Source organism: Pseudomonas sp. P4_C3 (assembly GCF_056402075.1).
On the sequence record NZ_JBFUIC010000181.1, the window covers coordinates 1 to 9082 of the forward strand.

Sequence of the window (9082 nt, forward strand, 5' to 3'; positions counted from 1 at the left end):
ATCCTGAATGGTGCGTGTGACGTGCGGGCGCCCTGCCTGCATTGCCTCCGCGACTTTGGTGAAGCTTCCCAACTCAGCTAGCTTGGCGAATACCTGCATCGACTGTAGAAGCTCCATGAGTCTCTTTCTCGGCAAAGCATGATAACTGGATGATTGTTGCTGATCAGGATAACAATCCTGTTGGTTTCTGCACATTTATCTAGTGCAGCGAAACCTCAACAATGTCCCCAGCGTAAAGGAGGAGCTTTCCTCCCCTGCACATTCAAAACTGCTGGAGATTGAAAATGAAAGCGTGGCTTCTGAAAGATTTCGGATTGGACAATCTTGTGCTGGGGGAAGCTGACACACCCGTGCCCAAAGCTGGAGAACTGCTGGTAAAAGTGGGGGCTGTATCGCTTAACTTCCGGGACAAGGCAATCGTTGACGGCATCTATGAGCCTCATATGGTGCCCAAGCCGCTAATCCCCGTAAGCGATGCGGCCGGTACTGTCGTGGCAGTCGGTGATGGCGTCAGCCGCTTTGCTATCGGAGATCGAGTTAACTCACACCTTTACTCACGGTGGTTGGATGGCATGCCTGGGCCAGATGAGCCCAACTACTGCTTCGGCTCGCCATTGCCGGGTGGTCTGGCGGAGTACATGATTATCCATGAAGACAGCGCGGTACGTGCTCCCGACAGCATGTCAGATGAGGAAGCTGCGACCCTTCCAATTGCTGCTCTGACGGCATGGTATGCGCTCGTTGAGTTCGGCCAGATCGAGGCAGGCCAAACCGTTCTGGTTCAGGGCTCAGGAGGTGTTTCTGTATTCGCAACACAAATTGCAACGGCACTTGGCGCTAAAATTATCGTCACCTCCAGTCGAGATGACAATCTGCAAGCTGTGAAAAAACTGGGTGCTGTTGCGGGCGTAAATTATCGCACTAGCCCTGAGTGGGCAGAGGAAGTACTGAAGCTCACTGACGGCAAGGGGGTCGATCTCCTCCTGGATGTGGCAGGTGGGGACGGCATCAATCAGTCGGTTGCAGCGACAAAGGCAGGAGGACGTATCGCACAGATCGGCTTCCTGACCGGCCAAACCTCTGCGCTGAACCTGATGCCTTTGATCTTCCGGCAAACAACGATTCGTGGCATCGCGGTTGCTCCTCGCTCCTCATTTGATCGCATGAACGAATTCTTGAATGAGCACGAGATTCGCCCAGTAATCGACCACGTGTATCCATTTGATCAAGCACGCCAAGCGTATGAGCACTTGGCCAGGGGCGCCTTTGGCAAGGTAGTAATCAAAATCTCGTAAGATCAAGAAAGGGACTGGGTCATCCGGCGATTGAATACCGACTCCACTAACTAAAGTCGATAGCTGTGATCGAAGGGTTTCAGCGAAGAATCCCTAGTCAAGCACAAAGCCGCCGGACGACCCAAGTAATTAAGGCGCTACATGCGTTTGGAAAATCTTGCTAACCACAGTCCACTTGCCTTCGACTTTCAGCAGATGAAAGAAGTCGGTGAAGGAGACGCCTGACATATCGTTGGCGTCGATGCGAGCACTAGCGGCAGTACCGACGATCTCTATGCGGGTAATAGCAGCCTTTGCGTGAGGAGATGGGCGAAAATCCTTGTCGATCCCATCGAACAGGATTGGAATCGCGCCCCCGGACAACTTGCCATCGGCGCCGACGCTGTACATCGTTGCATGTTCGTTGAACGCGGGCTTCATGATGCTGCTCTTGGCCTGCCTGCAGCCCTCAATGTACTTGTTCAGCACCTCAGTAATAGCTTGGTATTCGTCTACGTACGTAGGTTTGTTCATTGTTTTACTACTGATAACTTGTGGGTCGCCAGGTAGGTTTTCTGCTTGAGCAATCGCGCCAAAGCTCGAAATCAGGGCGACAAGAAACAAACTCTTGATAGAAGTAATTTTCATTTTCTCACTCTTAATTTAATAAGTAATGCGATTATTAGTTTATGCTCAACTGCAAAAAGCACAGCGGGTGTTCCGAAAAACTTTGATGCTACTGTAGCTTCGCAATGAAATGAACGATGTGTTTCCAGTAATAACTCCCACAGTTCCACCGTAACCTGCGGGTTCTTTTTTTGAAGTTACTCGCTCAGGTTGTTCTTGAGTTCTTGAGATGCCTGCTCGATCGCGGTGTGGGGCGCCGGCAGATGGCTGAATGCGTTCGAAAGCCCAAAATCGTGAATCATGCCGTTGTAGCGTACCGACTTCACAGGCACACCCGCAGCGTCGAGCTTGCGGCCGTAAGCTTCAGCTTCATCGCGTAGGACATCGAATTCGGCAGTTTGGATCAGCGTCGGCGGCAAGCCCTTCAACTGCTCGGTTGTCGCCTGCAGCGGCGACGCGTAAATCTGTTTGCGTGCTTCGGCGTCGAGTGTGTAATKGTCCCAGAACCASRCCATCAARTCCTTCGTCAGGAAGTAGCCGTTGGCAAACTSCTTGTAGGACGGCGTGTCAAAGTTTGCATCCGTCACCGGACACAGCAACACTTGCGAACGCAGTGCTGGTGCGCCCTTCTCGTTCGCCATCAAGGCAACCACGGCTGCAATGTTCCCGCCTGCGCTGTTGCCAGCTACGGCGAGGCGTTTGCCGTCTACGTTGATCTCCTTGCCATGTTCGGCCACCCATTTTGTCGCAGCATAGGCTTGCTCGATGGCGACGCCGTATCCCGCCTCAGGCGAGAGGGTGTAGTTGACGAAGACCGCCACCRCGCCCGAGCCTGTCACCAGGTCACGCACCAGCCGCTCGTGGGTCTGGAAGTCGCCCAACACCCAGCCGCCGCCGTGGAAGTACATGAACGCGGGTAGTGTTTTCTGTTTGCTGCCGACAGGGCGAACGATGGTCAGCTTCAGGTCGCTACCGTTGACGCGGATCGTCATCTCGCTGACATCAGCTGCCGGCAAGGCCACTTGGGGGGCCGCCTGGGCGGCCACCAGCGCGGCGCGGGCCTCGACCGGTGTCATGGAGTCGAGCGTCTTACCGCCTTCAAGGGATTGCAAGAATTTTGCGGTGTTGTGTTCAACGCCGGGCTGGCTGGCTGCAAAAGCACTACCAAGGGACAGGGTCGCAGCGGTAAGGGCCAGAGCGGATGTGAGGGTTTTCATGATCTTTCCTCTGTATTACCTGAGTGAGTGCATCGTTTTAAATAGCGAGCTACTTCGTATTTTTGTTGCGTCTTCACTCAGGCAGTGGAAGACAACGACTTGAAGGTCGTGTGCCGGACGCACAGTTCCAGCGCCGCTCGTCTGCAAACAAAAACACAGCAGGCATGCTGGGAAGCCTCATCCCCGCCTACCCAAGGAGGACAGAGGTTCAATGCGCTACGTGGGTATGGAAGATCTTGCTGACGACTTTCCACTCGCCATCGACTTTCAACAGATGGAAAAAGTCGGTGAAGGAGATGCCTGACATGTCGTTGGCGTCGATGCGAGCGCTAGCCGCCGTACCGACAACCTCGATGCGGGCTATAGCGGCCGGTGCGTCAGGAGACGGGCGGAAACCCGTGTCGATCCCATCGAACAGGATTGGAATCGCGCCGCCGGCCAGCTTACCGTCGCCATCGACGCTAAACATGGTCGCTTGCTCACTGAAAGCTGGCTTCATGATGCTGCTTTTGGCCTGCTTGCAGCCCTCAATGTACTTGTTCAGCACCTCGGTGATGGCTTGGTATTCTTGTACGTAAGTCGGTTTGCTCATGTTTTCACTCCTGCTTCATTGGGTTGCTATTGATCACTGATTTGATTTATGCAAAAAAAGCTTCAGGCTTTGGTATCAAGCCAGACAGATCCATAACGCGTGTAGGCGTCAGGAATCTCTATGACTTCCTTCAGATCATCTGCAGCGGTGCGAACCCAGAATGGATCACGCAGCATTTGTCGCCCTACAAACACCAGATCAGCGCGGCCGTTTTGCAAGATTTCTTCGGCCTGACGCCCACTCTGAATCACACCCACAGCACCTGTAGCAATATGCAACTCCTTACGCAGTAATTCAGCGGCCGGTACCTGGTACCCCGGGTAGGTCTGCACCTTGACCATCTTGACTCCGCCGGAGCTGCAGTCGATCAGGTCAACACCCTGCTCTTTCATCCAGCGACCATATTCAAGGAACGACTCAGGCGTGTTTCCGCCTTCGGTGTAATCAGAGCTGGATATCCGTACGAACAGAGGACGATCTTCCCAGTGAGTTTTAACCTCTTCCAAAACTTCGCGCAGGAAGCGATAGCGACGCTTGGCATCACCTCCATATTCGTCGTCGCGCATGTTGGCTAGTGGCGAGAGAAACTCACTAAGCAAGTAGCCATGCGCGGCGTGGATCTCGAGCACATCGAATCCCGCTTCGCGGGCGCGCCGTGCGGCATCGCCATATAGCTTTACCAAACCCGGAATTTCATCAGCTGCGAGTTCGCGGGGAACAGGGCTGGTATCCGTGAAGGGAATCGCCGACGGAGCGATATGAATGAGATTAGGCAAATCGGCATTGCGCCCGGCATGGCCAATTTGAGCGCCAGCTTTTGCCCCAAAGCCGTGGAGCAGTTCAGTCAGCGCCTTCAGGCCGCCAATATGCTCATCGCTCCAGATACCCAAGTCACCGGCCCCTATACGAGCATCAGCCTCGATAGCCAGCGTTTCTGGAAAAATCAGCCCCGCCTGACCTAAAGCTCGAGCACCATAATGAACTCGGTGCCAGTCAGTGACAAAGCCATCATCAGCGGCCATGTGCATGCACATAGGGGACATAACGACCCGGTTTTTCAGTTTCAGGCCTTTAATTTCATGGGGGGATAGCAACAAGCTCATCTGGCGGATTCCATAGTGGTTAATATGGAATCATGCTAACGTCCACAGCATCTTTACGTAAGTACGCACAATTTTGTGCTGTAGGCACATTTTTTATACCATGGAGATACCCAGTGAAGAAATGCGCTCCTCAGGGAGAAGTTGAAGCGTTTGCTTGCCCCGTCGCGTTTACCGTTGATGTGATCGGCGGGAAATGGAAATCGCTCATACTGTTCCACCTGATGTCCGGAACAAAGCGGTTCAACGAGTTGCGCCGGTTAATTCCGGATGTGACTCAGAGGATGCTCACCCTTCAGTTGAGAGAGCTGGAGACAGACAGAGTTATCCATCGCGAAATCTATCGCGAAGTGCCGCCCAAGGTGGAGTATTCGCTCACAGAATTAGGCAACACACTTGCGCCTTTGGTCAGTGCGATGCGGGAATGGGGAGCGGTGCATGAGAGTACGATCTTAGAGTTCAGGCGCTCTGCGGTCGATGACGATCAGTTTGAATCTCTGGCCTAGTTTTAGATTCTATTGCCTCAATGACTTTGTGTTCGATGGGCTGGCTCACATTAATGAGGCAGCAGTTGGACGATCTCATTCGCTTGCTGCGTCGGCAGCCGCGTCAGCAAATTTTTGAGATAGGCGAAGCCTTCAAAGGAACAAACTCAGTAACCTTTATGGGTCATCAGCGACTTCGCTACATCGATGATGTGCTGCCGCATGTCTTGAATAGGTTTCTTCATAGGGTGGATAGCCCACAGAAAACTAGACCGGTTGTCTATAGACGTTTTCCCGATCTAGCTTTCTTCCATCCCTCAAATCACCAAGCCTCACCTCAGTGCCCGACGATGGAAACGGAAACTGTTGCTCAGATCGAATTATTTGTTTGGAAATGACGAATTATTTGACCAGCATCGTTACTCCCCTGCCCCTCGGGTCTGTCACCGGTTCCGGGATACCGCCATTCACCTTGATCGCCTGAATATCACCATTGAAGCCCTGGTTGACTAGGTTATAGCCCTTAGCGTCGAGATCTCTGGCCAATCGCCCTGTGATCGGAGAGTAAGGCTCCCAGAAAATGGTATTTGCTGGCAGCAATTGATGATGAAAGCGCATCGCGCCAACCGCATCCTTTAGCGGCAATTTGAAGTCATAGATATTGCTCACCACCTGAAAGATCGACGTAAAAATTCTAGGGCCACCCGGCGTGCCGATGACCAACGCGACCTTCCCGTCCTTCAGGAAGATGGTCGGAGACATCGAGGAAAGTGGTCTCTTTCCGGGCTCAATCGCATTGGTGTCATTACCGACAACCCCCATCTGATTGGGCACTCCGGCAAGGGCAGAGAAGTCATCCATCTCATCGTTGAGCAGTATTCCGGTTTTACTGGCAACCACTCCAGACCCGAAGAAGCCATTCAATGTGTAGGTGTTCGATACCGCGTTCCCCCATTTGTCGACAATTGAAAAATGAGTCGTTTCCGGTTTTTCCGGGAAGGTAATGTTCAAACCTGCGACTACTTTGCTGGTGTCTGAGGGTGCCGAAACACTCACTTCTGCTGCACGCCGCAGTAGGTAATTATGATCCAGCAGCTGTCTTACCGGAACCTTGTAGAAATCGGGATCGCCCAGGTAGTGAGCTCGGTCGGCAAACACTCGCTTTTCGATTTCTGCGACCAGATGAATGTACTCTGGTGAATTCAGCGGCACGCCACTAAAATCCGCGTTTCGAGCTTCTTTCATCTTCAATAGCTGAACCAGAGCGATCCCACCGGAGCTGGGCGGTGGCGCGGTCACCACTTGGAAGCCATTCCAGTTTGCCTGTATCGGCTCTCGCCAAATTGCCTTGTAGTTCCGCAGGTCGGCTTCGCTGATAAGTCCGCCATGCTCTGTCATATCAGCGACGATCAGTTCGGCTGTCTTGCCGCAATAGAAACCTGCAGCGCCGTGCTTCGCGATTCGCTTCAATACCGCTGCCAGTTCAGGCTGCTTAAAGATCATGCCCGACTGCAACGTACCAAAATGCTCAGAGAAATTGGTTTTTCCAGCGAATCGCTGTTGGTTTTCCGTTGCCGCCAAACCGGCTAGCATTTCATCAACTCGAAAGCCCGCATCCGCATAGTGGATTGCTGGCTCGACCAGCGCCGGCCAGCTGAGCTTTCCAAGACGCTGATGGGCTTCCCACAAGCCGGCGACCGTGCCTGGCACGCCCACGGCCTTGTAGCCAAGCACGCTGCTTTGGGTGTTATCAGCAGGGATCACTTGACCATTGCCGGCGACGAACATGTCCCTGGTCGCCTTGAGCGGTGCCCGCTCGCGGTAGTCAAGAAAGTAAGGTTTACCCTCGTGATAGATCGCCATGAACCCACCACCGCCAATGTTCCCCGCTTCCGGATAGGTAACGGCTAAAGTGAATGCAATGGCCACCGCCGCATCGATGGCATTGCCACCTTTGGCAAAGATGGCTCTAGCTGTTTCAGCCGCATAACGATCAGGTACTGCCACCGCAGAATGGGTCAACAGATGCGATTTAACAGYGTTGCCTGAAGCGGCCTGAGCATTCCCCACGGTTAGGAAGCAAGCCAGTAAAACCGCACAGAACAAAGCCAACTTACGGTGTGAATCGAGAAAGGATTCTTTGCACATAAAGCACCTTATTTTTTATTAATAATCGGCAGCAAAACTCGGAAATCTGAAGCTGTACAGTTTCTAAAATCCGACTGCACAGCTCAGAGCCCGGCAAAGAGAACAGACATAAAAATTTATTGTTGACCCACGAAAACGAGAAGAGCCACAGGCTTTTGATGGCCGATGGCTCCTCATGGGTAGCTATGCTTTCTGCGTTACTCGCTCGACTCTTGAAGGCTCAAGGGCCGCCTTTTCCCATTTGGCAATTACCAATGGTGCGATTGCATTACCCAGTACGTTCAGCGTGGTTGTGCCGCTATCAATAATCCTAAATATCCCTGCAATAAGCGCTACCCCTWCCAATGGAAGACCGGCAGACGCCAACGTCGCAGAAAGAATAATGATGGCAAATCCAGGTACCCCAGCAGCACCTTTGGAGGTAAGCACCATTGTGACCACCAGCAGTATCTGCTGAGAAAGCGACAGGTCGATCCCATAGAGTTGAGCGACAAAAATCGTAGCCACACCAAGGAAAATCGACGCGCCATCCAGATTGAATGCGTAACCCACCGGCACCACAAAACTGACGATGCGGCGCGGAACGCCATAGCTTTCCAGTTTGCTCATCAACTGCGGCATGACCGCTGCGGATGCGGCACTCGAGAACGCAAGGATCAGCTCATTTCGGAAATACTTGATCAGCTTGAAAATGTTCTCGCCGATCAGATAGCAAATTCCGCCGAGAACCACCAACGCAAAGACAATCAGTGCCAGGTAGACCACACCAATCAGTTTGAGCAAGGGCAATAGCGAGGCAAAGCCAAAGGTCGCAACAGTCGCGCCGATCATGCCAAATACACCTATAGGAGCGTACGCCATGACGATTGAGACGACTTTGAACATCGCATCGGAAATACCCTGAACCACGGCGACCACTGGCGCGCTCTTCTCCCTGGGCAGCGAGTTCAATGCCATGCCGAACAACACGGCGAAGAACAGCACCGACAACAGCTTGGCTTCGGACATTGCCACAAATACGTTGTCCGGGACGATGTTCTGCACAATCACGAGAGCGCCCTTCGAAGGTTCCATCGTGATGGACGCAGCGCTATGCGTAATACCGGAAATATCAGTCCCTGTGCCAGGCTCGAAGATGTTCGCGAAACACAGACCCATCACAATCGCCAGGCCGGTGATCGCAAAAAAATACCCCAGCGACTTTATGCCCATACGGCCAAATGACTTGTTATCTCCGCCTCCTGCGATGCCCAGGATCATGCAACAAAACACGATCGGCACAACCACCATCTTCATCATCTTGATGAAAATATCGCCAAGCGGTTTCAGGATCTCCGCGCTAACCCACGATTGATACTGCGGATGGGTATTGAAGTACCAGCYGACGAGCACACCAAGCAACAGCCCGGCAATGATTTGCCACACCAAGGGAATACGTTTCATGTCTAGCCTTCTTGTTGGAATGAAAGGACTGCGTTAACTGGCAGTTGCTAGAGTCATGAGCTTCCAGCTCACTTGAGTTCAAATGGCACAACGCTGTTGTGCCAACACTTTTCTTATTTTGCGAAGAGCTGGCTCATATCCTTGAACGCCTTGAATTCAAGGGCATTACCGCATGGGTCGAACAAGAACATGGTGG

10 protein-coding genes and 2 pseudogenes are annotated in these 9082 nt (G+C 52.7%); 2 read left to right on the forward strand and 10 right to left on the reverse strand.

Annotated features, from left to right (window positions below; translation table 11 throughout):
* Nucleotides 1-117 (reverse strand): LysR family transcriptional regulator (locus AC1DVH_RS21765; RefSeq protein WP_477755552.1); only part of this gene is annotated, 117 nt, incomplete at its 3' end.
* 167 nt (nt 118-284) lie between these two features.
* Here AC1DVH_RS21765 and AC1DVH_RS21770 point away from each other — a divergent pair.
* Complete coding sequence (locus tag AC1DVH_RS21770) at nt 285-1295, forward strand: zinc-dependent alcohol dehydrogenase family protein (protein WP_477755545.1); 1011 nt, start codon at nt 285-287, stop codon at nt 1293-1295.
* Nucleotides 1296-1424: 129 nt separating this feature from the next.
* On the opposite strand, the gene AC1DVH_RS21775 is transcribed toward AC1DVH_RS21770, so the two are convergent.
* From AC1DVH_RS21775 to namA, 4 genes are all read right to left on the reverse strand, one after another.
* The gene (locus AC1DVH_RS21775) at nt 1425-1808 is read right to left on the reverse strand and encodes a nuclear transport factor 2 family protein (protein WP_477755553.1); all 384 of its coding nucleotides are present in this window, start codon (nt 1806-1808) and stop codon (nt 1425-1427) included.
* Nucleotides 1809-2098: 290 nt separating this feature from the next.
* Complete coding sequence (locus tag AC1DVH_RS21780) at nt 2099-3118, reverse strand: alpha/beta hydrolase (protein ID WP_477755546.1); 1020 nt, start codon at nt 3116-3118, stop codon at nt 2099-2101.
* Nucleotides 3119-3326: 208 nt separating this feature from the next.
* Nucleotides 3327-3710, reverse strand: coding sequence for a nuclear transport factor 2 family protein (locus AC1DVH_RS21785; protein WP_477755547.1), 384 nt, complete (start codon nt 3708-3710; stop codon nt 3327-3329).
* A 62-nt stretch (nt 3711-3772) separates the two neighbouring features.
* A complete protein-coding gene (namA, locus tag AC1DVH_RS21790; RefSeq protein WP_477755548.1) occupies nt 3773-4813 on the reverse strand; it encodes an NADPH dehydrogenase NamA in 1041 nt (346 codons plus the stop codon).
* Between the two features lie 113 nt (nt 4814-4926).
* Between namA and AC1DVH_RS21795 the strand changes: the two genes are divergently transcribed.
* On the forward strand, nt 4927-5316 hold the full coding sequence (locus AC1DVH_RS21795) for a winged helix-turn-helix transcriptional regulator (protein ID WP_477755549.1): 390 nt from the start codon (nt 4927-4929) through the stop codon (nt 5314-5316).
* 50 nt (nt 5317-5366) lie between these two features.
* Here the strand turns inward: AC1DVH_RS21795 and AC1DVH_RS21800 are convergent, their stop codons facing one another.
* From AC1DVH_RS21800 to AC1DVH_RS21820, 5 genes and pseudogenes are all read right to left on the reverse strand, one after another.
* The gene (locus AC1DVH_RS21800) at nt 5367-5426 is read right to left on the reverse strand and encodes a hypothetical protein (protein ID WP_477755554.1); all 60 of its coding nucleotides are present in this window, start codon (nt 5424-5426) and stop codon (nt 5367-5369) included.
* Between the two features lie 39 nt (nt 5427-5465).
* Nucleotides 5466-5540 (reverse strand): annotated as a pseudogene (locus tag AC1DVH_RS21805) (TetR/AcrR family transcriptional regulator); the annotation flags it as partial.
* Nucleotides 5541-5697: 157 nt separating this feature from the next.
* Entirely contained in the window at nt 5698-7443 is a 1746-nt protein-coding gene (ggt, locus tag AC1DVH_RS21810) for a gamma-glutamyltransferase (protein WP_477755550.1), read from the reverse strand.
* Nucleotides 7444-7626: 183 nt separating this feature from the next.
* Complete coding sequence (locus AC1DVH_RS21815; RefSeq protein WP_477755551.1) at nt 7627-8886, reverse strand: cation:dicarboxylate symporter family transporter; 1260 nt, start codon at nt 8884-8886, stop codon at nt 7627-7629.
* Between the two features lie 113 nt (nt 8887-8999).
* Nucleotides 9000-9082, reverse strand: a pseudogene (locus AC1DVH_RS21820) (hypothetical protein); the annotation flags it as partial.